The organism is Pseudomonas putida, from assembly GCF_050990305.1.
Taxonomy (GTDB): Bacteria; Pseudomonadota; Gammaproteobacteria; order Pseudomonadales; family Pseudomonadaceae; genus Aquipseudomonas; species Aquipseudomonas putida_AH.
On the sequence record NZ_CP158817.1, the window covers coordinates 3,495,667 to 3,518,628 of the forward strand.

At 60.7% G+C, this 22,962-nt stretch carries 17 protein-coding genes and 2 riboswitches; of the genes, 10 read left to right on the forward strand and 7 right to left on the reverse strand.

Annotation, left to right across the window (positions count from 1 at the left end; all coding sequences use genetic code 11):
* The first annotated feature begins 172 nt into the window (after window positions 1-172).
* From wecB to ABTV22_RS15790, 5 genes are read left to right on the forward strand one after another with little or no spacing between them, the layout of a single operon-like run.
* Window positions 173-1,327, forward strand: a complete 1,155-nt coding sequence (gene wecB, locus ABTV22_RS15770) for a non-hydrolyzing UDP-N-acetylglucosamine 2-epimerase (RefSeq protein WP_433735433.1) — start codon at window positions 173-175, stop codon at window positions 1,325-1,327.
* Window positions 1,324-3,498 carry a cyclic di-3',5'-guanylate-activated glycosyltransferase NrfB gene (gene nrfB / locus ABTV22_RS15775; protein WP_433735434.1) on the forward strand — a complete coding sequence of 725 codons (2,175 nt, stop codon included), beginning with the start codon at window positions 1,324-1,326 and terminating at the stop codon, window positions 3,496-3,498. The genes wecB and nrfB overlap by 4 nt, the downstream gene beginning before the upstream one ends.
* A complete protein-coding gene (locus ABTV22_RS15780) occupies window positions 3,495-6,659 on the forward strand; it encodes an NfrA family protein (RefSeq protein ID WP_433735435.1) in 3,165 nt (1,054 codons plus the stop codon). The genes nrfB and ABTV22_RS15780 overlap by 4 nt, the downstream gene beginning before the upstream one ends.
* Window positions 6,659-7,537 carry a DUF4434 family protein gene (locus tag ABTV22_RS15785; RefSeq protein ID WP_433735436.1) on the forward strand — a complete coding sequence of 293 codons (879 nt, stop codon included), beginning with the start codon at window positions 6,659-6,661 and terminating at the stop codon, window positions 7,535-7,537. The genes ABTV22_RS15780 and ABTV22_RS15785 overlap by 1 nt, the downstream gene beginning before the upstream one ends.
* Window positions 7,521-8,597: a diguanylate cyclase domain-containing protein gene (locus ABTV22_RS15790; protein ID WP_433735437.1), complete on the forward strand. Its 1,077-nt coding sequence runs from the start codon at window positions 7,521-7,523 to the stop codon at window positions 8,595-8,597. Before ABTV22_RS15785 ends, ABTV22_RS15790 begins: the two co-directional genes overlap by 17 nt.
* A 114-nt stretch (window positions 8,598-8,711) precedes the next feature.
* Here the strand turns inward: ABTV22_RS15790 and ABTV22_RS15795 are convergent, their stop codons facing one another.
* Both ABTV22_RS15795 and ABTV22_RS15800 read right to left on the reverse strand, forming a co-directional pair.
* A complete protein-coding gene (locus ABTV22_RS15795) occupies window positions 8,712-10,271 on the reverse strand; it encodes a TerC family protein (protein ID WP_433735438.1) in 1,560 nt (519 codons plus the stop codon).
* Between the two features lie 350 nt (window positions 10,272-10,621).
* The gene (locus ABTV22_RS15800; RefSeq protein WP_433735439.1) at window positions 10,622-11,026 is read right to left on the reverse strand and encodes a MerR family transcriptional regulator; all 405 of its coding nucleotides are present in this window, start codon (window positions 11,024-11,026) and stop codon (window positions 10,622-10,624) included.
* 77 nt (window positions 11,027-11,103) lie between these two features.
* On the opposite strand from ABTV22_RS15800, the gene ABTV22_RS15805 reads away from it, so the two are divergent.
* Window positions 11,104-12,327: an NADH:flavin oxidoreductase/NADH oxidase family protein gene (locus tag ABTV22_RS15805; RefSeq protein ID WP_433735440.1), complete on the forward strand. Its 1,224-nt coding sequence runs from the start codon at window positions 11,104-11,106 to the stop codon at window positions 12,325-12,327.
* A 64-nt stretch (window positions 12,328-12,391) separates the two neighbouring features.
* Here ABTV22_RS15805 and ABTV22_RS15810 read toward each other — a convergent pair whose 3' ends face one another.
* The 4 genes from ABTV22_RS15810 to cobW form a co-directional block, all read right to left on the reverse strand.
* Window positions 12,392-12,967 (reverse strand): vWA domain-containing protein, encoded by a 576-nt coding sequence (locus tag ABTV22_RS15810; RefSeq protein WP_433735441.1) that lies wholly within the window; start codon window positions 12,965-12,967, stop codon window positions 12,392-12,394.
* An 83-nt stretch (window positions 12,968-13,050) separates the two neighbouring features.
* Entirely contained in the window at window positions 13,051-14,049 is a 999-nt protein-coding gene (locus ABTV22_RS15815) for an ATP-binding protein (RefSeq protein WP_433735442.1), read from the reverse strand.
* A 151-nt stretch (window positions 14,050-14,200) separates the two neighbouring features.
* Window positions 14,201-18,064, reverse strand: coding sequence for a cobaltochelatase subunit CobN (cobN, locus tag ABTV22_RS15820; RefSeq protein ID WP_433735443.1), 3,864 nt, complete (start codon window positions 18,062-18,064; stop codon window positions 14,201-14,203).
* Window positions 18,065-18,067: 3 nt separating this feature from the next.
* A complete protein-coding gene (cobW, locus tag ABTV22_RS15825) occupies window positions 18,068-19,135 on the reverse strand; it encodes a cobalamin biosynthesis protein CobW (RefSeq protein WP_433735444.1) in 1,068 nt (355 codons plus the stop codon).
* Between the two features lie 99 nt (window positions 19,136-19,234).
* Window positions 19,235-19,446: riboswitch (cobalamin riboswitch) on the reverse strand.
* Window positions 19,447-19,608: 162 nt separating this feature from the next.
* Window positions 19,609-19,834: riboswitch (cobalamin riboswitch) on the forward strand.
* Window positions 19,835-19,954: 120 nt separating this feature from the next.
* Here cobW and ABTV22_RS15830 point away from each other — a divergent pair.
* The 4 genes from ABTV22_RS15830 to cobM all read left to right on the forward strand — a co-directional run bounded on the left by ABTV22_RS15830 (window position 19,955) and on the right by cobM (window position 22,104).
* Window positions 19,955-20,149 carry a CbtB domain-containing protein gene (locus ABTV22_RS15830; protein WP_433735445.1) on the forward strand — a complete coding sequence of 65 codons (195 nt, stop codon included), beginning with the start codon at window positions 19,955-19,957 and terminating at the stop codon, window positions 20,147-20,149.
* An 11-nt stretch (window positions 20,150-20,160) separates the two neighbouring features.
* Window positions 20,161-20,865 (forward strand): CbtA family protein, encoded by a 705-nt coding sequence (locus ABTV22_RS15835; RefSeq protein WP_433735446.1) that lies wholly within the window; start codon window positions 20,161-20,163, stop codon window positions 20,863-20,865.
* Window positions 20,862-21,275 (forward strand): cobalamin biosynthesis protein, encoded by a 414-nt coding sequence (locus tag ABTV22_RS15840; protein WP_433735447.1) that lies wholly within the window; start codon window positions 20,862-20,864, stop codon window positions 21,273-21,275. The genes ABTV22_RS15835 and ABTV22_RS15840 overlap by 4 nt, the downstream gene beginning before the upstream one ends.
* Window positions 21,276-21,357: 82 nt before the next feature.
* On the forward strand, window positions 21,358-22,104 hold the full coding sequence (gene cobM, locus ABTV22_RS15845) for a precorrin-4 C(11)-methyltransferase (protein WP_433735448.1): 747 nt from the start codon (window positions 21,358-21,360) through the stop codon (window positions 22,102-22,104).
* A gap of 196 nt (window positions 22,105-22,300) precedes the next feature.
* Here the strand turns inward: cobM and nfuA are convergent, their stop codons facing one another.
* Window positions 22,301-22,885 (reverse strand): Fe-S biogenesis protein NfuA, encoded by a 585-nt coding sequence (gene nfuA, locus ABTV22_RS15850; protein ID WP_110963268.1) that lies wholly within the window; start codon window positions 22,883-22,885, stop codon window positions 22,301-22,303.
* Window positions 22,886-22,962: the final 77 nt, after the last annotated feature.

Genomic DNA, 22,962 nt, shown 5'->3' on the forward strand with positions numbered 1-22,962 from the left:
CACCCCGCGTCGCTCTTGGGTCCATCGCGAGTAGGCTCGCTCCTACAGGTCTGCCGACGCTACATAGCCGTGTATTGGACAACCCCTCATCCGACTGCTTTATTCAATACCCAAGTGATAAGCACTCTTAACAGTTGCGACACATCTGGTGTGTGTTGTCCAAGGAGGGTTCATGTCCTTCAAAGTCATGATGGTGTTCGGCACCCGCCCGGAAGCCATCAAAATGGCCCCCCTTGCACGGGTCCTGCGTAATTGGCCCGGCATCGAACTGAACATTTGCTCGACCGGCCAGCACCGGGAGATGCTCAAGCAAGTGCTCGATTCCTTCGAACTGACGGTCGATGAAGACCTGCAGGTGATGACCCAGGACCAGACGCTCAATGGCCTGTCCGAACAGTTGCTGGAGCACCTGGACAACACCTACGAACGCGTGCGACCGGATATCGTGCTGGTCCATGGCGACACGACCACCAGCTTCATCGCCGCCCTCGCCGCCTTCAATCGCCAGCTACCCATTGGTCATGTCGAAGCCGGTTTGCGTACTGGCAACTTGCGCGCACCCTGGCCGGAAGAAGCCAATCGTCACCTGACCGGGGTCATTGCCGACCTGCATTTCGCCCCGACCACCAAAAACGAAGACAACCTGCTGCACGAGGGCGTGCCCAAGGCCAATATCGAAGTCACCGGTAACACGGTGATCGATGCGCTGGTCTGGATGCGCAATCACCAACAGGCGACCGGTTGGCAGCCCGCCGCCGACTCGCCGCTGGCGGTGCTCGACGATAAACGTCGCATGGTGCTGATCACCGGGCACCGTCGGGAAAACTTCGGCGGCGGCTTTCGCAACATCTGCCTGGCCCTGGCCACCCTCGCCGAGCGTTACCCGGATGTGCAATTCGTCTACCCGGTGCACCTCAATCCGCAGGTGCAGCAAGCGGTGTACAGCGTGCTGTCGGGCAAACCCAACATCTATCTGATCGCCCCCCAGGACTACCAGCATTTCGTCTGGCTGATGGGGCGTGCGTATTTCATCGTGACCGACTCGGGTGGCATCCAGGAGGAAGCGCCGGCCATTGGCAAACCGTTGTTGGTTTTGCGCGACGTGACTGAGCGACCTTCAGTGCTCGAAGGCGGAACGGTATTGCTGGTGGGCACCGATACCGATCGCATCGTCAAGCAAGCCAGCCTGTTACTTGACGACGAGGCCACCTTCGAGCGCATGAGTCGCGTGCACTGTCCGTACGGCGACGGCCATGCCAGTGAACGTATTGCCAACCGCCTGACGACCTGGCTCAAACAGCGAGCGGCAAAGGGTAAAGCGGTATGAGTTTCGGCCTGGTCGATTTTTTTGCCTACGTGCTGTTCGGCCTCAAGTACCTCGCCATATTCCTTGCCCTGTTGATGTTCATACTCGGACTCGATGACCTGTTCATCGACCTCGTGTACTGGACCCGCAAACTGATCCGCCGCTGGCGCATCTATGAAAAATTCGAGCGCGCCGATGAAGAGCGGCTCTACACCCTCCGTGAAAAGCCCCTGGCGATCATGGTGCCAGCGTGGAACGAGGTAGGCGTGGTCGGTGAAATGGCGCGCTTGGCTGCCTCGACCATCGACTACGAGAACTATCAGATTTTTGTCGGCACCTACCCCAACGATGCCGAGACCCAGGCCGATGTCGACGCCGTCTGCCAGCACTACCCCAACGTGCACAAAGTGGTGTGCGCCCGCCCCGGCCCCACCAGCAAGGCCGACTGCCTGAACAACATCATCGACGCCATCCTGCGCTTTGAAAGCGAGGCGAAGATCGAGTTTGCCGGGTTCATCCTGCACGATGCCGAAGACGTGATTTCCCCGATGGAATTGCGCCTGTTCAACTACCTGTTACCGAACAAGGACTTGATCCAGATTCCGGTCTACCCCTATGCACCGCAATGGAAAGGTTTCACCGCCGGGCACTACGTCGACGAATTCGCCGAGAACCACGGCAAGGACGTGATCGTTCGCGAGGCGTTGACCGGCCAGGTGCCCAGCGCCGGTGTCGGCACCTGCTTCAGCCGCAAGGCGATCAGTGCCCTGTTGGAGGATGGCGATGGCATTGCCTTCGACGTGCAGAGCCTGACCGAAGACTACGACATCGGTTTTCGGCTCAAGCAAAAAGGCATGAAATGCATCTTCGCCCGCTACTCGATCACCGATCCGAAACTGGCACTGGAGCAGCCTTGGGCACTGGGTATGAACCGCGCATTCTCCCAGGTGATCTGCGTTCGCGAACATTTCCCCCGGGATTGGCAGCACGCGATCCGACAGAAGTCTCGCTGGATTGTCGGCATCGTGTTCCAGGGCACCAAGAACCTCGGCTGGAGCCCCAAAGGGTTGCTCAATTATTTTCTGTGGCGCGACCGGCGCGGCATGATCGCTTACCTGCTGAGTTTCCTGGTCAACCTGCTGTTTCTAGTGTTGCTCGCGATGTGGCTGGTGACCGTGATCGCACCCAACGCCTGGCGCTATCCGTCGATTCTCTCGGACAGCCCTTTGCTAACCACCCTGCTCTGGCTCAACGGCCTGATGCTGCTCAATCGACTGTTCCAGCGCGGCTGGTTCGTCACCCGCTTTTACGGATTGGGCGAAGGCCTGCTGTCGGCGCCACGGATGATGTGGAGCAACTTCATCAATTTCTTCGCCAACGTGCGGGCGCTGCGCCAAGTTATGGAGATGGGCGATTCGCGGCGCGTCGCCTGGGATAAAACCACCCACGAATTCCCGGCCCTGACCGAGGCCAAGCGCACGCCGCTGGGGCATCGACTGGTGGAAAAAGGCCTGCTCAGCGAAGAACAGCTGGAAGGGGCGATCACCAACCCGGTACGCCGGCGCCTGGGCCGTGAGCTGTTGCTGCGCGGGCATATTGACACCACGCAACTGGTGCAAACCCTGGCTGAGCAATTGGACATGGAGTGGGCGCCGCTCAACCCGTTCAAAATCGACAAGCATCTGATCGATGTTGTACCGCGCAAGGTCGCCTCGCATTACGGCGTGTTGCCGGTGGCCGAGGAAGGCGACACCTTGGTACTGGCCTCCGAGGGCCCGGTCAGCCAGGTGTCCCTGGGCGCGATCAGCCGCCAATTGAAGCGCCTGGTACGCTGTCGCCTGGCGCCCCAGGGTCGGGTCACCCTGGGGATTCGCTATTGGTATGCCAGCCCCCGGCAAAATGCCGACGTACGGCACATGCTCCAGGTGCTCGAACGCCACCAGGACGATGAAGCCCTGCTCGAACGCGTCAGTCATCACCAGGTGTTGCTGGGTAGCCTGCTGCAAGTGCGCGGCATGGTTCCGCCGAGCCTGTTCAATCAGGCATTGATCGACTTCGATGCAGAGCACATGTCGCTGGGCGAACACCTGATTTCGCGCGGCATGATCACCCAGGAAGTACTCGAACAAGCACTGGCTGAACAGGCCAGCGAACAGCAGGCCGCCTACCGCATTGCCCGGGAGGTGGAATGAAGTCTCGCAATCGTCATGCCGTGCTCGTCGGCAGCTTGTTATTGACCCTGAGTGCGACGACTTCGGTGCGCGCCGAACCGTTGACCGACTTCGAACAATTCCGCAGTTTCCCTTACATGGATCGCAGCTACCGCGAAGCGAAAAAAGGCAATTGGGCCGAAGTCGAGCGATTGATGCGCCACCTGCTGGTCAAGGTACCGAAAAACGATGAGGCCCGAGCGTTGCTGGTGCAAGCGCTGGCCAAACAACGGCGCTACAAGGACGCGGAGCAAGCACTGCCAGACAACCCGCAAAACAGCGACGCCTTACTCAACCTGCGCCTGACCTGGATCGAACAGGACCCGCCGGGCAGCACCCAGGTGGAACAATGGATCGCCACCAGCGACCTCACCCATCGCATACGCCTGTGGCAGGCCTACAGCCTGAGCCTGGCCAAATTTGGCGGCGCCGGCCGGGCCTATGACTGGCTGGCGCAACTGGCGCCCAAGGGCGACTACCGAATCCTGCACCTGGCCCGCTCCAACTGGGCCGAGCAATTGCGTGACTGGAATGACACCATCGCACAACTCGCGCCCCTGGCCGAACGCAAGGAACTGGATGCGGCAGGTTGGCAACGACTGGCCAACGCCTATGTACAACGCCTTGACGAAAAGCCGCTGGAGCAATTGTTGCAACAGGCACCCAGCCCTGAAGCAGCGCGCAAAGCCCGTCTGGCCATGGTTGACCGGGCGATCGCCATGGGTCACACCGAACAAGCCCAACGCTGGATGCAATCGTTGCCACCAAGCGATCTTACCGACCCAACCCAACGCCAGCGCCTATGGGAACTGGCGCGGGAAACCGGCGATAGCGCAACGGTGCAGCGTTTGAGCGGCGAATTGCAGCGTCCGTGCCTGGAGACCGCTGAATGGTTGTCCCGTCGTGACCCCGATGCAGCGCTCACGCAATTGCGCAGCTGCCCTCCCGATGCCGACCCGCAAGCCTGGCTGATCCTCGCCCAGCGCTTGCACGCCACCGAATTGCTGCAAAGCACCCGTTTGCCTGAGCCCTGGGATAGCCGGCGCCAGCAACAACTACTGGACGTCTGGCAGGAAGAAGGCCGCAGCGACAAAGTCATGGCCTGGCTCGTCAACCAACCGCAGACCGCCGAGGTGGTCAAGCGCCGGGCTGAGTTGGTTCAGGCACAGGGGCGTAACACAGAAGCCGCGACACTCTGGGAACGGCATTACCAACAGACCGGCAACCTACGCTCGCTCGACCAAGCCACTTATCTGGCACTCAAAACCGGCCAGCGTGAACATGCGCAACAACTATTGGAGAACGCCTTCGACCGTCATGGCGGCAAACTGCCCAACGCCCTGCTGCAACGGCTGGCAACCTTATATGCCTCCTCCACGCCGACGCCGGCCCAGCAGCAGCGCATGGTGTCGCTGCTCAATCGCGTCGACCCCGCCACACGGGGCCAACTGTTGGCGCAACTGGCCGAAAGCGGTCAATGCGCAGCCGTGCAGCAAGCCATTGGTGCACAACCCCAGGCCGTCGGTGATTACCGCGCCCTAGGCCGCTGCGCCATGCCCGATCGGCCCGGCGAAGCCGTGGTGTATTACCAGCAAGCCGTAAAACTCGGTGACACAAGCAGTCGCCAGCCATTGGCCTATGCCCTCGAAGCCGCTGGCGATTCGCCCGGCGCGTTAGCGATCTGGCGCAGCCTGCCCGATGCCCAACTCAGCGACAACGCCCGCCTCACCGCCAGCCGCAGCGCCTTGAACGCCGGTGATCCACAGGCTGCCGAACGCTACTGGCAACAAAGCCGCAGTCGCAGTGCCAACGAATGGGCGCTGGGTGCTGCCATTGCTGATGCACGAGGCGATCACGCATTGGCCCTGCAACGGCAGCGCTCAGCCTTGCAACAGTCGCCGGATGCCGGACATTTCTACGCCGCGTCAGTCACCGCGCAAAAGGCCGGGGAACCTGCGCAAAGCACCGTATGGCTGGCCGAAGCAGTGCGACTCGATCCGGACAACCCACGCTATCGCGCCGACTACGGCATGCGACTGGCCGGCGCAAAAACCAAAGAGGAACGTGCCAAAGCCATTCCTTACCTGCAAAGCGCCACCCGCAGTTTCCCCGAGGATTACCGTCTCGGCGAAACCCTGGCCTTGCGTTATGACGAAGTCGAAGACAGCGCCTCGGCGCGTAAGGAACTGCGCCGGGTCATCGACCTGGAACAGAACCCGGTGGCGGCCGACGATGAGGACGGCAGCATGGAGGCTCGGCGATATCGTCAGCGCCGCGCCCATGAAACCCTGTCACGCCGCGACTCGCGCACCATCGCCAGCACCTGGTCGCCGGCGAGTGTATCGACCAACGACTTCCTGCGGCCCGACGACACCACCGGCACGCGGCGCCGCTCCAGCTCACAAAACGTGCAATTGGCCATGTGGGATCACGCCCTGGGCGAAGAGCCGAGTCGCGCCGGCAGCACCCTGTCGGTTTACGGTCGTGTGCTGCTCGGTGGTCAGAGTCGATCGAGCTACGCCGAATCCATCGGCACCGGCGTGGGGCTGCGCTACAAACCCTGGGGCACGGCGAACATCAATTTCTACGGCGAAATCTACAAACAGAGCCAGTTTGATGACGAGGACAATCACGGGCTGAGCCTTGGCCAGATGCTGATTCCGGAAAAGTTGTCGGACCAGGTCGACGATCACCACCAGGACGGGCACACCACCACCGACTACTTGCTACGCAGCACCGCTTCGTTTTTTGATCAGGGCCGGTTTCGTAACGACTGGCGCGTCGATGAAAACGATTGGGAGGAACGTTTCCTTTATCTGGACGCCGCCTGGTGGACCAAGGCCGGCGACCATCAATGGTTGTCACGCTTCCAGCAGGGCCACGCCTGGAAGCTGCCGTTCAACGGCGCGCAAACCCTCATGCCTTATGGCTTCCTTGAGTTCTCCACCCAGGACCCGAGCAACGACTGGCGCCAGGACCTGCGCACCGGTATCGGCCTGCGCTGGCAATGGTGGTTCGACGACGACATCTACAACGCCTACCGCGCGCACCTTTCGGTTCGTACCGAGTATCAGCAATCCTTGAGCGGTAATTTGTATGAGGGCGGCAACGGCGTGCTGCTGGGCGTGGAGTTGAATTTCTGATGATGCGACTTCTATGTGTGCTGTGCCTGTTATTGAGCCATGCAGCGGTCCGCGCGGACGAGCGCATTTTCTATCAACCCTTGAACGTCGACGCCAGCCTCAACCAGGCTCAGTGGCAGCAGATCTGGCAGGACACCGCCAGACAAGGCGTCCATACCGTGATCGTGCAATGGACCGCCTACGGCGATTCTGATTTCGGCGGTGCCAAAGGCTGGTTGGCCGACAGCCTTAAGCTGGCCCAGGCACAAGGGCTGAAACTGGTGCTGGGATTGCGCATGGACCCGGCCTATTACCAGCGTATCGATGAATTGGACAGCGCCGGGCTGGCGACCTACTGGCAGGCGCAGCTAGGGCAATCGCTCGCCCAGCAGCAGAAGCTGCGCAAGGATTGGAAGATCGAAGTGAGCGGCTGGTATTTGCCCATGGAACTGGACGACCTGCATTTCCTTGCGGCGGATCGTCGGCAGACCCTGCAACGCCAACTCCAGGATTTCACCAAAAAACTCGATGCGCCGCTGCACGTAAGTGCCTTTAGCGCCGGCAAACTCGCGCCAAAGGTCAATGGCCAATGGCTGGGGGAACTGGCCAGTCCTGGCCTTCAAATCTGGTGGCAGGACGGTGCCGGTACTGGACGGTTGCCCGTCTTGGTGCGCAATGGTTATGCCAATGCTCTGCCTTGCTCGGTCGGTATCGTTCAGGAGGCGTTTCGTCAGGTCAGCCCGGCGGGCAACCCGTTTCGCGCTGAACCGGCCACCTTGAACGCCACGACGCCGGGTTGCCATCCATCAGCGGTGTTTTCCTTGCGTTACCGGCCTTGGGGCAAAGTGATTCTCGACAACCAACGCATGAACAGGGTCGGCGATGTACAAAACCATTGAAGATCAAGTGCTGAAAAATTCCGCGCCCCGGGAACTGAAGGCCGAGTTCATCCAGCACGAATTCGAACGCTTGCACAGGTTTTGCGTGCTGATTTATCTGGTCAGCATCATTGCCTGGTTTCTCTACGACTTGATCATCAGTTTCATTGGTGGGCAGGGCTTCACTTGGCGCTCGTGGGTGTTCCTCAGTCTCTTCGCGATCATGCTCATCATCTTGCTGTTTACCCGCCAGGCGCGGCATTTCCATTGGCTCAACGTACTGTTTGTATCGACGATCACCATTGGCACACGCCTGTTAATCGAAGGAGTGGATGTCAAGCATCAGGCCGCCTGGTCCTTGCTGGCGGCATCGACCACCCTGTACAGCGCCTCGATGCTGCCGCTTAGCCGCTGGTCATTCTTTGCCGCGCAAATCATTACCTGGGCGGTGCTCAATCCGTTCTACAGCCCGGAGCTGGATCTACTCGATCTCAAGGGCGTGATGACCCTCAGTTACGCAGGATTTCTCTGCGCACTGACGATCTACAGCTTCCTGACCCTGCGCAAAGCCAAGCTCTATAACTACATCATGTCCAAGCTGCTGCTGGATCAGGCCTATATCGACACCCTCACCGAAATTCCCAATCGCCGCTCGTTCATGACCCGCGCTGACAAACAACTGCATGCTGTGCCACGGGAACACGACCATTACCTGGCCATGATCGATATCGACAACTTCAAGAAGGTCAATGATGTCTACGGCCACGACATTGGTGATGAAGTGCTCAAGCGCATCGCGGCGGACATCAAAACGGTGATGAGCCACTTCGAATACGCACGACTGGGCGGTGAGGAGTTCGCAATCTACCTGGCCGGGGTGCGCCGTGAAGATGTCGAAGCCTTGGCCGGGGAGTTGTGCCGCACGGTGCGCGAGCAGCCGACCCGACACCCGGTGACCATCAGCATCGGCCTGGCCCGTGTGCAGGACGGTGACACGTTGAATCAGGCGCTGGTCAAGGCGGATGCAGCGTTGTATGAGTCAAAACATACCGGGAAGGATCGGTATACTTTTTATCAGTGATTTTTGCGGCATTCACTCAACTGCTTTCGCGAGCAGGCTCGCTCCCACAATTGGAATGCATTCCCCTGTGGGAGCGAGCCTGCTCGCGAAGAGGTCATCCGCTTCAGCGCAGAATTAACCGCCGATACGAGCCAGAAAAACCCGCGTCACCCGCCGTTCCTCAACCGACATCACCGTCATCCGCCAGCCTTCCCACTCATGGCTATCGCCAATCATCGGCAGCCGATCCAGCAGGCTTACCACCAACCCGGCCAGGGTTTGATAGTCGTCGGTCGGTTCTGCCGCGAACCCGGTCCGTTGACGCACCCGCGCCAGGTTCAAGGCGCCGCTGACCACAAACCCGCCCTTCTCCTCGATCACGTCCGGGCCTTCGATCTCGCTGGCGTCCGGCAACTCACCGGCAATCGATTCGAGGATGTCAGTCATGGTCAGCACGCCGACGAAATCGCCGAATTCGTTGACCACGAACGCAATGTGGGTCGAGGCTTTACGCATCTGTTCCAGAGCATTGAGGATCGAATAGCTGTCCAGCAAATTGATGGCCTGACGCGCCAGATGGGCCAGGTCAGGTTGATTGCCAGCCAGAAACTCCTTCAGCAGCTCCTTTTTGTGCACAAAGCCCAGTGGCTCATCCACCGCGCCATCGCGAATCAGCGGCAATCGCGAATAGGACGAGTGCATCAAGCGCGTACGAATCGTCTCGGCGTCATCGGCCAGGTCGATGTGATCGACATCGGCGCGCACGGTCATCAGGGTACGAATCGGGCGCTCGGCCAGTTGCAAAACACCACTGATCATCACCCGCTCGCGGCGGTCGAACAGTTCTTCGCTCGGCGCCTCGCCGTCGTCGAGCATGTCGACAATCTCTTCACCCACCTCTTCCACCGCCAATTTTCGCCCGCCGAGCAGGCGCATCACCGCATGGGCAGTACGCTCGCGCATCGGTCGCAGGCCCTGCATCGAGCGCTTGCGCCGGGCCCGGGCGATCTGGTTGAACACCTCGATCAGGATCGAGAAGCCGATGGCCGCATACAGATAGCCTTTCGGGATATGAAAACCCAGGCCTTCGGCGGTCAGCGCGAAGCCGATCATCATCAAAAAGCCCAGGCACAGCATGATCACCGTCGGGTGTGCGTTGACGAATCGGGTCAACGGTTTGCTGGCGACGATCATCAGGCCGATGGAAATGATCACCGCGATCATCATCACTGCCAGCTCATCGACCATGCCCACGGCGGTAATCACCGCGTCGAGGGAGAACACCGCGTCGAGCACCACGATCTGCGCCACGATGGGCCAGAACAGCGCGTAGGCCGTGTTGCTCGAACGCTGGCCGACATGCCCTTCAAGGCGTTCATGCAACTCCATGGTGGCCTTGAACAACAGGAACACACCGCCGAACAGCATGATCAGGTCACGCCCGGAGAAGCTCTTGTCGAACACCTCGAACAACGGCTGGGTCAGGGTCACCAGCCAGGAAATACTCGCCAACAGGCCCAGGCGCATGATCAGCGCCAGAGACAGACCGATGATGCGCGCACGATCGCGCTGCTCCGGCGGCAACTTGTCCGCGAGGATGGCGATAAACACCAGGTTGTCGATGCCCAGCACCAGCTCCAGCACAATCAACGTCAACAAGCCCAACCAGGCGGTGGGGTCGGCTAACCATTCCATAGAAACGTCTCGATCTCTTTAAGTGAATTCAGAATGCCGGGCACGGCAAGGCGCGGCGCAGAGGCCGTGGGAGTGCAATGTCAGGGATATTCGGAAGCCGAAAGACGGGGTATTTCGTGTGCATCAAGACCGCGCGTTGGCGCGAGGGGAAAGGCTGACTGGGAGGCTCCGTGAGGGTGTTCATGCAAGTCCTGAAAGGGAAAAGGACTTGAATCGTACAGGTGATCGCGACAATTCCTACAGTTGGAAATCATTTCAAGATCTGTAGAAGATCAAAAGATCGCAGCCTTCGGCAGCTCCTACAGGGTGTACTCATTCCCTTGTAGGAGCTGCCGAAGGCTGCGATCTTTTTAGCGCTTGAGTGACGCCATCACGCGCTCGGCATTTGCATCACAGGCCATACCCTCGGGCCGGGCTTGAATGTTCTCGATCAACTCCAGTAGCTGCGCCTTGCTCTGCGCCAGGTGCTGTTGCATGGCTTCAATCTGCTCGACCTTGCGCTGCAAACTGACCATCAGTTCATCGTGCTTGAACGCCCCCGTCACCGTGTCCGGCAGCAATTGCTTCAACTCTTCCAGGCTGAACCCCGCTTGTTGCGCGCACTGGATAATTTGCAGGGTTTGTAGCACTTGCGGCGGGTAACGCCGATAACCGTTGGCCTGGCGCTGGACCTGACGGATCAAGCCCTGCGCCTCGTAAAAGCGAATACGCGACGCGCTCAAGCCACTCATTTGCGCCAATTCACCAATCTTCATTGCGGCCTCGTTTGCCTGCTTGACATTAAAGTTAACTTTAAGCTTAGCCTCTCTCCATCACTGATGAGGAGTCAAGCATGTCGCCCTTCCAAACATTGAACCTGCCCAACGGCCAGACCCTCGGCAATCGCATCGCCAAAGCCGCGATGGAAGAGAACCTGGCCGACAGCGAGCAAGCGCCCGACGGTGCGTTGTTTCGCCTGTATCAAGCCTGGGCCGAAGGCGAAGCCGGACTGCTGTTGACCGGCAACGTGATGATCGACCGCCGCGCCATGACCGGTCCCGGTGGCGTGGTGCTGGAAGATGAGCGCCACCTCGATCGTTTCCGCCAGTGGGCCCGCATGGGTCGTTCGGGTGGCGCGCACTTCTGGATGCAACTCAATCATCCGGGCCGCCAGACCATGGCCAACCTCGGCCAGCAAGCCTTGGCACCTTCGGCGGTAGCGCTGGACATGGGTTCGTTTTCAAAGATGTTCGCCGAACCCAAACCGATGAGCCAAGCGGATATCGAGGACGTCATCCAGCGCTTCGCCACCAGCGCAGCGCTGGCGGAAAAAGCCGGTTTCAGCGGCGTGCAGATTCATGCCGCCCATGGTTATTTGCTCAGCCAGTTTCTCTCGCCGCTGACCAATCGCCGTATCGATCGCTGGGGTGGTTCGCTGGAAAATCGTGCACGCTTGTTGTTAACAGTGGTGGATGCGGTACGCAAATCCGTGTCACCACAGTTCTGCGTAGCGGTGAAGCTCAACTCGGCGGACTTTCAGCGCGGAGGTTTCGATGCCGACGATGCCCGGCAAGTGATCCAGTGGCTCAATGAGCAACAGATCGACCTGCTGGAGCTGTCCGGTGGCAGCTATGAAGCACCGGCCATGCAAGGCGAAGCCCGCGATGGCCGGACCTTGGCCCGTGAGGCGTACTTTCTGGAAATGGCAGGCGAGTTGGCCAGTGTGGCGCGCATGCCGGTGATGGTCACGGGAGGAATCCGGCGCCTGGCGATTGTCGAACAGGTCCTCGACAACGGCATTGCCATGGCCGGTATCGGCACGGCGCTGGCGGTTGAGCCGCAGTTGGTCAAACAATGGCGAGAAGGCCAGAACAGCCACCCGCAACTGCCGCCGATTCGCTGGAAGCGCAAACCGTTGGCGGCATTGGCGAGCATGGCCGTGGTCAAATTCCAGCTCAGTCGCTTGAGTCGCGGGCGCAAGACCCGGCCAGAGGTATCGGCAGTGTGGGCGTTGATTCTGGATCGGTTGTACATCGCCCGTCGGACTCGGCAGTACCGGCAGGCGATGGGTAAATAAGATAAAAAGATCGCAGCGATCGTATTCCCATGTAGGAGCTGCCGCAGGCTGCGATCTTTTCGTGTCACCTCAATTCATCAATATGCCGATATTCAGCCTGCAACTGCGCAGCCAACACCTGGCTGCGTCCAAGGCGAATCGGCCCGCGCTCGATGTCGATCACCAGGCCCGGACAATCAAGAGCAGGCAACGCCGACCACTCTTTCAATCGTCCATCCGTCACCACCAGCAATCGCTGCTGTTCGGCTGGAAAGCGCTTCTGCCTTGCTGCCAGCCAATGCCCTGCTTCACTCAGCGCCGCCAACAACGGCGTGCCACCTCCTGCGCCAAGTGCATCGAGCCAGTGACGCAAACTGCTGGAAGCTTTCAAGCCCTGTACCTGCCACTTCGGCGAAATGCCACTGGCCGTCAGCAAGGCCAGACGCGCCCGCTGGCGATACGCGTCGTCGAACAATTGCGCCAACAGTCCCTTGGCATCGCTCAAGGCTTGATGACGTCGGGTCGAGGCGGAAGCGTCGACGATCACCAGCCACAACTCATGGGGTGAACGGGTACGCAGCTGGAACAGCAGTTCTTCGCGCCGCCGCGGCCGGCCATTGAGCAAGGTGCCGGGCCAATTGACCGAACCGTGACGGGCCACCTGACGCTTGCCTTGTTTACCCTGATCGAGCCGCCCGGCACGGGGTCTGGCATTCGCCCCCGCGTCAGATCGAGGGCGAATGCCTAGGGCTTTTTTGGCCAGCTCGGTACTTCACGTCGGGCGCCGATCGGCAATGCCTGAGCGGGCATTTCACCCCACTGGCCCTGGCCTTGGCTGGGGCTGGAGTGCTGAGGCGATGGTGTCTGGGCCTGATGTGGCGCCGGCGGCGTGTGTTCGCGACGGCGATGGCGCAGGGCAAATTCGGCGACCGCGTCGATGTCTTCTTCACCGATGGCACTCGCCCCTCGCCACGCGGCATGGGCCCGCGCTGCGCGCAACCAGACCAGATCGGCACGCAAGCCATCAACGCCGGCGGCAAAGCAGCGCTCGGTGATCCGAGCCAGCGCCGAATCGTCGAGGGGAATGCTGGCCAGCGCACTGCGCGCCTGTTGGCAACGCTCACGCAAGGCATGCTGCTGATGCTCCCACTCGGCGCAAAAGCCTTGGGGATCGCTGTCGAAATCCAGTCGCCGACGGATGATCTGCCCACGCTCGGTCGGTGCGGTATGACCGCTAAGTGCCACGTTCAAACCAAAACGATCAAGCAGTTGTGGCCGCAACTCGCCCTCTTCCGGGTTCATGGTGCCGATCAGTACGAATTTCGCCGAATGCCGGTGAGAAATGCCGTCGCGCTCGATCAGGTTGGTACCACTGGCGGCGACGTCGAGCAGCAGATCGACCAGATGATCGGGCAACAGATTGACTTCATCGACGTAGAGCACACCGCCGTCAGCCTTGGCCAGCACGCCGGGGGAAAATTGGGCACGTCCTTCACTCAAGGCGGCATCCAGATCGAGGGTGCCCACCAACCGCTCTTCGGTGGCGCCCAAAGGCAAAGTGACGAACTGGCCACTGGCGAGCAAGTCCGCCAAGCCCCGCGCCAAGGTCGACTTGGCCATGCCTCGCGGGCCTTCGATCAGCACGCCGCCAATTTTCGGATCGATGGCGGTAAGGTACAAGGCGAGCTTCAAGTCGTCGGCGCCGACCACGGCAGAAAGAGGGAAATGCGGAATGTCGGTCATTATCAAATCTCGGTCATGGTCGGTAATTTCACAAACACCTGGATCCCTGTGGGAGCGGGCTTGCTCGCGATGGCGGAGTGTCAGTCAACGATGAGGCTGAATGTCATGGCCTCATCGCGGGCAAGCCCGCTCCCACAAATTCCGCGGTGTTTTAACTGTCTTCTTCTATATCCAACAACAAGTTTTCCAGCGCCTGGCGATACTCACCCGGCTCCTTCCACATCCCCCGCTGCTGCGCTTCGAGCATGCGCTCGGTCATGTCGCGCAACGCATGGGGATTGTGCTCACGGACGAAATCACGGGTGTTGGGGTCCAGCAGATAGGCATCGGCCAGCAACGCGTACTGATGATCGTCGATCAACTGCGTGGTGGCGTCGAAGGCGAATAGATTGTCGACCGTCGCCGCCATTTCGAACGCACCTTTGTAACCGTGACGCTTCACGCCCTCGAGCCATTTCGGATTGGCCGCCCGGGAGCGGATGACCCGGTTCAGCTCTTCCTTGAGCGTGCGAATCTTCGGCAGGTCCGGTTGGCTGTGATCGCCGTGGTAACTGGCCGCGACTTCGCCGCTGAGCGCTTCCACGGCAGCCAGCATACCGCCCTGGAATTGGTAGTAATCATTGGAATCGAGCAGATCGTGTTCACGGTTGTCCTGGTTTTGCAGCACCGCTTGTACCTGGCTCAAACGCTGGGCGAACTGGTCGCGGGCGGCGGTGCCTTCGTCGGAACCGCCATAGGCGTAACCGCCCCAGTTCAAATAAACCTGCGCCAGGTCCTCGCGGCTCTGCCACAGGCGACCGTCGATGGCCCCCTGCACGCCCGCGCCATAGGCACCGGGTTTGGCACCGAAGATGCGCCAACCGGCCTGACGCCGCGCGGTTTCTTCATCAAGCCCCGATTGCAGTAGCGCTTCGCGCTCGGCACGGACCCTGGCGGCCAACGGGTTGAGATCGTCTGGCTCATCCAGCGCGGCGACCGCTTGCACGGCAGCGTCGAACAATCGGATCAGGTTAGCGAAGGCATCGCGGAAGAAACCGGACACCCGCAATGTCACGTCAACGCGCGGACGGTCGAGCACACCCAGCGGCAGGATTTCAAAGTCATCGACCCGTTGACTGCCCGTGGCCCAGACCGGGCGCACACCCATCAGCGCCATGGCTTGTGCGATGTCATCGCCACCGGTGCGCATGGTCGCCGTGCCCCACACCGACAGGCCGAGCTGGCGCAAATGATCGCCGTGATCTTGCAGGTGCCGCTCAAGGATCAGGTTGGCCGACTGGAAACCGATGCGCCACGCGGTGGTGGTCGGCAGGTTTCGCACGTCCACCGAATAGAAGTTGCGCCCGGTGGGCAGCACGTCCAGGCGTCCGCGACTCGGTGCGCCACTGGGGCCGGCGGGGACGAAACGACCGCTCAAGGCATCGAGCAGGCCGCGCATCTCCGCAGGACCGCAGGCGTCGAGCGTTGGTGCGATGATTTCGCGCAGGTGGTCAAGAATGGCGTTCACTTCAGACCATGCCCCCCCCTGTAGGAGCCGGCTTGCTGGCGATGGGGATTGAGTTGCATTGATGTCGACTGATATTCCATCGCCAGCAAGCCGGCTCCTACAGCGATCCGGTTTCGTTTGGAATGGATCAGCCAACGTCTGCGAGATCAGTTGTGTAGCAAACAGCTCCAGGCGCTCGCGGGTATCACCCGTGGTGCGCCAGAGTTCTTTACTGATCGACAGTAATGCTTGCGGGCGAGGTCCGGTCCACGGATCGGCCAACCCACAATCAAGAGGATCGAACCCCAGATCGAAAGCCTTGGCCAACGCCCGCAACACACTCGATTGCGCCCCACGCCCATCGCCTCGCGGGATGCGCAGCAACGCGAGCAAGGTATCGATGCGCAAGCGCCCGGTCGGTGACTCGCCGAATACGTGCAGGCCGTCGCGGATCTGCGACTCTTTCAAGTCGCACAGGTAAGTGTCCAGACGCGGCAGCCAGATCGCTGCATCGGCATCGCTGTCAAGTTGTTCGTCCAGTTGTAATTCGCGGTCGATGTGGGTGTCACGCACCAGTTGCAGGATGTCGCGTTGCAATTCCCGGGCGCGGCGCGGATCGAGCAATTGTGCTTCGTAATACTCGTCGGCCAGCAGCTCAAGATTGCGCAGCGGGCCGTAGGTTTCAGCACGGGTTAACGGCGGCATCAAGTGATCGATGATCACCGCCTGGGTGCGGCGCTTGGCCTGGGCGCCCTCGCCCGGGTCGTTGACGATGAACGGATAGATGTTCGGCAGTGGTCCCAGCAGCGCGTCTGGCCAGCAGTTTTGCGACAACCCGACGCCCTTGCCCGGCAGCCATTCGAGGTTGCCGTGCTTGCCGACGTGGATCACGCCGTGGGCGCCGTAGGTGTTGCGCAGCCAAAAGTAGAAGGCCAGGTAACCGTGGGGCGGCACCAGGTCCGGGTCGTGATACACCGCGCTCGGGTCCACCTGATAACCCCGCGCCGGTTGAATGCCGACGAAGGTCAGGCCCAAGCGCAACCCGGCAATCATCATGCGCCCGCCTCGGCACATCGGATCAGTCTCGGGTGCCCCCCAACGCTCCAGTACCGCTGCACGATTGCTTTCAGGCAGTGCGTTGAACATCGCCAGGTACTCGTCCATGGCCAGGCTTTGCTGGCATGGGCGCTGGTCAATCGTGTCCAGATCGTTGCTGACACCGCCGAGCAATTGCTGGATCAGCGCGGTGCCGCTCTCCGGCAGTTCAGCCGGTAGCGGATAACCTTCCTCTTGCAACGCACGCAGGATATTCAAAGCTGCAGCCGGGGTGTCGAGACCCACGCCATTGCCGATGCGACCATCGCGGGTCGGGTAGTTGGCGAGGATCAAGGCAACCCGCTTTTGAGAATTGTGCAGGTGCGCCAGATCGATCCAGCGCCGCGCGAGTTGAGCGACGAAATCCATGCGTTCAGGTGCAGGCCGGTAGCACACCACATCAGACTGACTGCGCTCGCTGCGCCAGGCCAGGTCCTTGAAGCTGATCGGCCGGCTGATGATGCGTCCGTCCAGTTCCGGCAGCGCAATGTGCATCGCCAGATCACGAGGGCCAAGGCCCTGCTCGCTGGCGCTCCAGCCAGGCTCGTTGTCCTGGGCGCAAATCGCCTGGATCACCGGAATGTTGCGGCGAAACGGTCGCAGATGCGGCGCTTCGGGACTGGATTGGGCGAAACCGGTGGTGTTCAGAATCACCCCTGCCTCGACTTCATCCAGCCAATCCTCGACCACCGAGAGGCAGCCGGGTTCTTTCAAACTGGCCAGGGCAATCGGCAGCGGGTTCAGCCCGGCAGCCTGCAAGCGCTGGCAGAACACATCAATAAAAGCGGTGTTGGCCGCCTGCAAATGCGAGCGATAAAACAGCACCGCCGCCACCGGTTGATCGGCGTGCCAGTCGGCCTGCCAATCCTCCAGCGTCGCGGGGCTTTTTTGTGGGTGATAGATCGCCGTGCGCGGCAAGGTTTGCGGCTCGCCCCAAGCGTAATCGCGACCCAACCAACGATTGGCCAGGCAGCGAAACAAATCCAGTGCGTTGGCCATGCCGCCCTGGCGCAGGAAATGCCAGAGCCGGTCGCGATCTTCAGGAGGTACGGTGCTCAGGTCGCTGAGCTCCGGGTCCGGGCGGTCATCGCCCGGGACCAGGATCAGTTGCACGCCCCGTTGCGACAGCTCCACCAAGCGTTCGACGCCGTAGCGCCAATAAGCGATGCCGCCGTGCAGCGAAATCAAAATGACCTTGGCGTGGCGCAGCACTTCATCAACGTACAGGTCGACCGATGCGTGATTCTGCACCTGCATCGGGTTGGCCAGGCGAACGCTCGGGTAGTCCTCGGGCAGTTGCTGCGCGGCTTCGGCGAGCAACGCCAGGCTGGAATCGCCGCTGCACAGAATCACCAGCTCGGCGGGGGTTTGTCCAAGGTCGGCAATGTTGTCATCCGACACGAAACCGCCGGGCTGGGTCCTGAGCAGGTGCATGGCTTACACGCTGAGCGCGGCGCGCAGTTGTGCTTCGAGTGCAGCGGCGTCCAGCTGCTGGCCGATCAACACTAGACGAGTGGTGCGCGCCTCATCGGTGCCCCACTGACGGTCGAAGTGCTTGTCAAAACGGGTGCCCACGCCCTGAATCAGCAGACGCATCGGTTTGCTTGGGATCGCCGCAAAACCCTTGACCCGCAAGATGCCGTGTTGCACGACCAACTGGGTCAGCGCGTCCAGCAGCAGACTTTCGTCAGAGGCCGGCAGCTCGATGGAAATGGAATCGAAGGCGTCGTGATCGTGGTCGTCATGATCATCATCGTCGTGGTGGTGATCGTGATGACTGTGGCGGCTATCAATGTGTTCTTCGGAACCGGCACCGAGGCCAATCAACACGTCCAGTGGCAGGCGGCCGTTGCTGGCTTCGATGACTTTGACTGCCGGCGGCAGTTCTTCGGCGACTTCCAGACGCACGCGGGCCAGGTCTTCAGGGTTGATCAGGTCGGCCTTGTTGAGGATGACCAGGTCAGCGCTGGACAGTTGGTCGGCGAACAGTTCGTGCAGTGGCGACTCGTGGTCCAGGTTCGGGTCGAGTTTGCGCTGGGCGTCCACTTGATCCGGGAAGGCGGCGAAGGTGCCGGCGGCAACGGCTGGGCTGTCGACCACGGTGATCACCGCGTCAACGGTGCAGGCGCTGCGGATTTCCGGCCACTGGAAGGCCTGGACCAAGGGTTTTGGCAGGGCCAGACCGGAAGTTTCGATGAGGATGTGATCAAGATCGCCGCGACGGGCGACCAGTTCGCGCATGACCGGGAAGAACTCTTCCTGAACGGTGCAGCACAGGCAGCCGTTGGCCAGCTCATAGACACGGCCGTTGGCTTCTTCTTCGGTGCAACCGATGGAGCACTGTTTGAGGATTTCGCCGTCGATGCCCAGCTCGCCGAACTCGTTGACGATCACCGCGATGCGACGGCCCTGGGCGTTGTCGAGCATGTGCCGCAGCAAGGTGGTTTTGCCCGAGCCGAGGAAGCCGGTGACGATGGTGACGGGGAGTTTGGCCAGTGTTTTCATCGGATGCCCTTTGGCAAGGTGGCGGGCATACGGGACGAGGAGCGGCCACGCACAGACGCGCCGCAAGCGTTCGCCACCGGATCACCCCGCCCGGTTGTAGTGAGAATCTGTCTCGAGGCAGGTCTCCTGGCTGACGGTGTGCCGGTCGTTGGACTGGCGTTGGCTGCGCCTTCCCGCGGGCTCAGGACCTGAGCATGCAGTGGCGTGGCAGCGAACATCACCGTTCACAGTTGCGGGGGCAGCCGCGGCATTGACCGCGTTCCCTTCTTAGCTTCGACAAGTGCCGAAGAACCTCGAAAGCGCAAGGCTACGCATCGCGTCCGGGCCGGTCAATCACTGTAGGAGCTGCCGAAGGCTGCGATCTTTTGATTTTGCTCTTAAAAACAAGATCAAAAGATCGCAGCCTTCGGCAGCTCCTACACAGAGCCGTTGAGAACCCTTGCCAATTGACGCCCTACCCTCGCCCATGCTCTCCTACACACCTTGTTACGGGTGCCCCTCACAGGGTGAAACGGGAAACCGGTGAATCATGTGCTTTACTCAAAAGCCATGTCAGTCCGGTGCTGCCCCCGCAACGGTAAGCGAGCGAAGCGTCAGATCCACTGTGCCGAAATGGCATGGGAAGGTGATGCTTGCAGGTAATGGCAAAGGCCAGCACCCCTCGTGAGCCCGGAGACCGGCCCGCAACACGAAGTGATCAAACTTCAAGCAATGACAAACCCGCGGTGGGCGGGCGCTGTTCGAATCCCTGCGTGCGAAGGTGCGTGCGGGCTCTGCATGCGCTTTTGATTCCCCGCTGACAGACCAGAGGGATACGCCATGTCGATCATCAGCAGCACCGGCCACAGCAACACCGCCAGCAGCACCACTACCCTGACTCAGCGCCTGACCGCCGCCGTTTGCGCGTCGATTCTCGGTGCGTGCCTTGTGTATTTCGCCGGTTTCTCGCACATCGAAGCGGTTCATAACGCTGCCCACGATACCCGCCACAGCTCCGCGTTCCCGTGCCACTGAGACCTGTCGACATGATCAAGCGTATTGCGCAAACCGCAGGTTTCACCGGTTTATTGGCGGCCCTGCTGCTGACCCTGCTGCAAAGTCTTTGGGTCTCCCCGCTGATTCTGCAGGCCGAAACCTACGAAAAATCCGAACCTGTGGCCGTTGAAGCGCATGAACACGCCGCTGGTGTCGCAGCGCATACCCACGACGCCGAAGCCTGGGAGCCGGAAGATGGCTGGCAGCGCGTGCTGTCGACCACAGGCGGTAATCTGGTCGTAGCCGTCGGTTTCGCCCTGATGCTCGCGGGCCTGTACACCCTGCGCGCGCCGACTAAAACCTCCCAGGGCCTGCTCTGGGGTTTGGCCGGTTACGCGACTTTCGTGCTGGCACCGACCCTGGGTCTGCCACCTGAATTGCCGGGCACCGCTGCCGCCGACCTGGCGCAACGACAGCTCTGGTGGGTCGGCACCGCCGCTTCTACCGCTGTCGGTATTGCCCTGATCGTGTTCAGCCGTCACTGGCTGATGAAACTGCTCGGCGCCGCGATCATTGCCGTGCCCCATGTGATTGGCGCACCGCAACCGGAAGTGCACTCGATGCTCGCCCCAGAAGCACTGGAAGCCCAATTCAAAATCGCTTCGCAGCTGACCAACGTCGCGTTCTGGCTGGCCTTGGGCCTGATCAGCGCCTGGCTGTTCCGCCGCAAAAGCGATGGTCAATACCACGCATGACTGAACACAGCGCAGCGCCGACCCTGGTGGTCGGCCTGGGCTGCCAGCGTGGCTGCCCGGTCAGCACGCTGCGCGCATTGCTCGATCAGGCGCTACAGGCACACCGAATCGAACTCGATGAGATCAAGGCCCTGGCCAGTATCGACTTGAAACGTGACGAACCCGCCCTGCTCGAACTGGCCGAGCAACTTGGTCTTGAGTTGATGTGTTTCAGCAGCGAACAATTGGCGGTGTACCAACCGCAACTTAGTCACCATTCCGAAATCGCCTTCGAGCGCACCGGTTGCTACGGCGTAGCAGAAAGTGCGGCGCTGGCCCTGGCCGAGCAGTTGGCCAAGGCGCCGGCAAAACTGCTGATCCCACGACAAAAATATGCCCAGGCGACGCTGGCATTGGCCAGTGCTGCGTAAAATCTCCGATAATCCCCACCTTCGATCATGAGCATTCTTCATCTGAAGTCTTGCCAATCCCCTTTTTCAACAGGAATCGACGATGACCGTCTACTTCATTGGCGCAGGTCCCGGCGACCCGGAACTGATCACCGTCAAAGGCCAACGGCTGATTCGCAACTGCCCGGTGATCATCTATGCCGGTTCACTGGTACCCACCGCCGTACTGGAAGGCCATTGCGCCGAACACGTGGTCAACAGCGCCGAACTGCATCTGGAACAGATCATCGAACTGATCAAAACCGCCCATGCCAACGGTCAGGACGTGGCGCGTGTGCATTCCGGCGATCCGAGCCTGTATGGCGCCATCGGCGAACAGATCCGCCATCTGCGTGAGCTCGGCATTCCTTTTGAAATCATCCCCGGCGTGACCGCGACAGCCGCGTGTGCAGCGCTGTTGGGGGCAGAGTTGACGTTGCCGGACGTGTCACAGAGCGTGATCCTGACTCGCTACGCCGACAAGACCGCCATGCCGGCCGGGGAAGAATTGGGCAGCCTGGCGCAGCACGGGGCCACCATGGCGATTCATTTGGGGGTCAATCATCTGGAGAAAATCCTGGCTGAGTTGCTGCCGCATTACGGCGCGGATTGCCCGATTGCAGTGATTCACCGCGCGACCTGGCCGGATCAGGATTGGGTGGTGGGGACGCTTGAGGATATTGCCGCGAAGGTTGAAGCCAAGGGGTTTCGACGTACAGCGTTGATATTGGTGGGACGGGTGTTGGGGAGTGATCAGTTCAGCGAATCGTCGCTGTATCGCGCCGGGCATGCGCATCTCTACAGGCCTTGATGCAAACCTTGTGGCGAGGGGATTTATCCCCGTTCGGCGGCGAAGCCGTCGCCATACCTGCCTGCGGAACCTACCTGCAGGAATGCAGGGTCCGCTTCGCGGCCCAACGGGGATAAATCCCCTCGCCACAGGTTATAAATCACCCATAAAAAAACGGCGCTCACGGTGCGCCGTTTTTTATGTCGCAGCGAACGCCTTAGTAGTAGGCGTTTTCTTTCTGCGTATGGTCAGTCACGTCACGAACACCCTTGAGCTCCGGAATGCGCTCGAGCAAGGTGCGCTCGATGCCTTCCTTCAAGGTCACGTCGGCCTGGCCGCAGCCCTGGCAACCGCCGCCGAACTGCAGTACGGCAATGCCGTCCTCGACCACGTCGATCAGGCTGACCTGACCGCCGTGGCTGGCCAGCCCCGGGTTGATCTCGGTTTGCAGGTAGTAGTTGATGCGCTCGTTGATCGGGCTATCAGCGTTGACCATCGGCACCTTGGCGTTTGGTGCCTTGATGGTCAGCTGGCCGCCCATGCGGTCGGTGGCGTAGTCGACGACAGCGTCATCCAGGAAGGCTTCGCTGAAGTGGTCGATGTAAGCGGTGAAGCTTTTGAGCCCCAACGCCGTGTCTTCGGGCTTTTCTTCGCCCGGCTTGCAGTAGGCAATGCAGGTTTCGGCGTACTGGGTGCCAGGCTGGGTGATGAAAATGCGGATGCCGATGCCCGGGGTGTTCTGCTTGGAGAGCAGATCAGCCAGATAATCGTGGGCGGCGTCGGTGATGGTAATAGCGGTCATGGAAACTCCTCGCAGGCTTGGGCGCAGTTTACGCCAATCAACGCGCCGGACAAAGTCCCAGTATTTTTGTCAGGAAA

Excerpts from the sequence above, each read along its gene's own strand:
- wecB (WP_433735433.1), top strand. The coding sequence starts at position 173 with ATGTCCTTCAAAGTCATGATGGTGTTCGGCACCCGCCCGGAAGCCATC.
- nrfB (WP_433735434.1), top strand. The coding sequence starts at position 1,324 with ATGAGTTTCGGCCTGGTCGATTTTTTTGCCTACGTGCTGTTCGGCCTC.
- ABTV22_RS15780 (WP_433735435.1), top strand. The coding sequence starts at position 3,495 with ATGAAGTCTCGCAATCGTCATGCCGTGCTCGTCGGCAGCTTGTTATTG.
- ABTV22_RS15785 (WP_433735436.1), top strand. The coding sequence starts at position 6,659 with ATGATGCGACTTCTATGTGTGCTGTGCCTGTTATTGAGCCATGCAGCG.
- ABTV22_RS15790 (WP_433735437.1), top strand. The coding sequence starts at position 7,521 with ATGTACAAAACCATTGAAGATCAAGTGCTGAAAAATTCCGCGCCCCGG.
- ABTV22_RS15795 (WP_433735438.1), bottom strand. The coding sequence starts at position 10,271 with ATGGAATGGTTAGCCGACCCCACCGCCTGGTTGGGCTTGTTGACGTTG.
- ABTV22_RS15800 (WP_433735439.1), bottom strand. The coding sequence starts at position 11,026 with ATGAAGATTGGTGAATTGGCGCAAATGAGTGGCTTGAGCGCGTCGCGT.
- ABTV22_RS15805 (WP_433735440.1), top strand. The coding sequence starts at position 11,104 with ATGTCGCCCTTCCAAACATTGAACCTGCCCAACGGCCAGACCCTCGGC.
- ABTV22_RS15815 (WP_433735442.1), bottom strand. The coding sequence starts at position 14,049 with ATGACCGACATTCCGCATTTCCCTCTTTCTGCCGTGGTCGGCGCCGAC.
- cobN (WP_433735443.1), bottom strand. The coding sequence starts at position 18,064 with ATGCACCTGCTCAGGACCCAGCCCGGCGGTTTCGTGTCGGATGACAAC.
- cobW (WP_433735444.1), bottom strand. The coding sequence starts at position 19,135 with ATGAAAACACTGGCCAAACTCCCCGTCACCATCGTCACCGGCTTCCTC.
- ABTV22_RS15830 (WP_433735445.1), top strand. The coding sequence starts at position 19,955 with ATGTCGATCATCAGCAGCACCGGCCACAGCAACACCGCCAGCAGCACC.
- ABTV22_RS15835 (WP_433735446.1), top strand. The coding sequence starts at position 20,161 with ATGATCAAGCGTATTGCGCAAACCGCAGGTTTCACCGGTTTATTGGCG.
- ABTV22_RS15840 (WP_433735447.1), top strand. The coding sequence starts at position 20,862 with ATGACTGAACACAGCGCAGCGCCGACCCTGGTGGTCGGCCTGGGCTGC.
- cobM (WP_433735448.1), top strand. The coding sequence starts at position 21,358 with ATGACCGTCTACTTCATTGGCGCAGGTCCCGGCGACCCGGAACTGATC.
- nfuA (WP_110963268.1), bottom strand. The coding sequence starts at position 22,885 with ATGACCGCTATTACCATCACCGACGCCGCCCACGATTATCTGGCTGAT.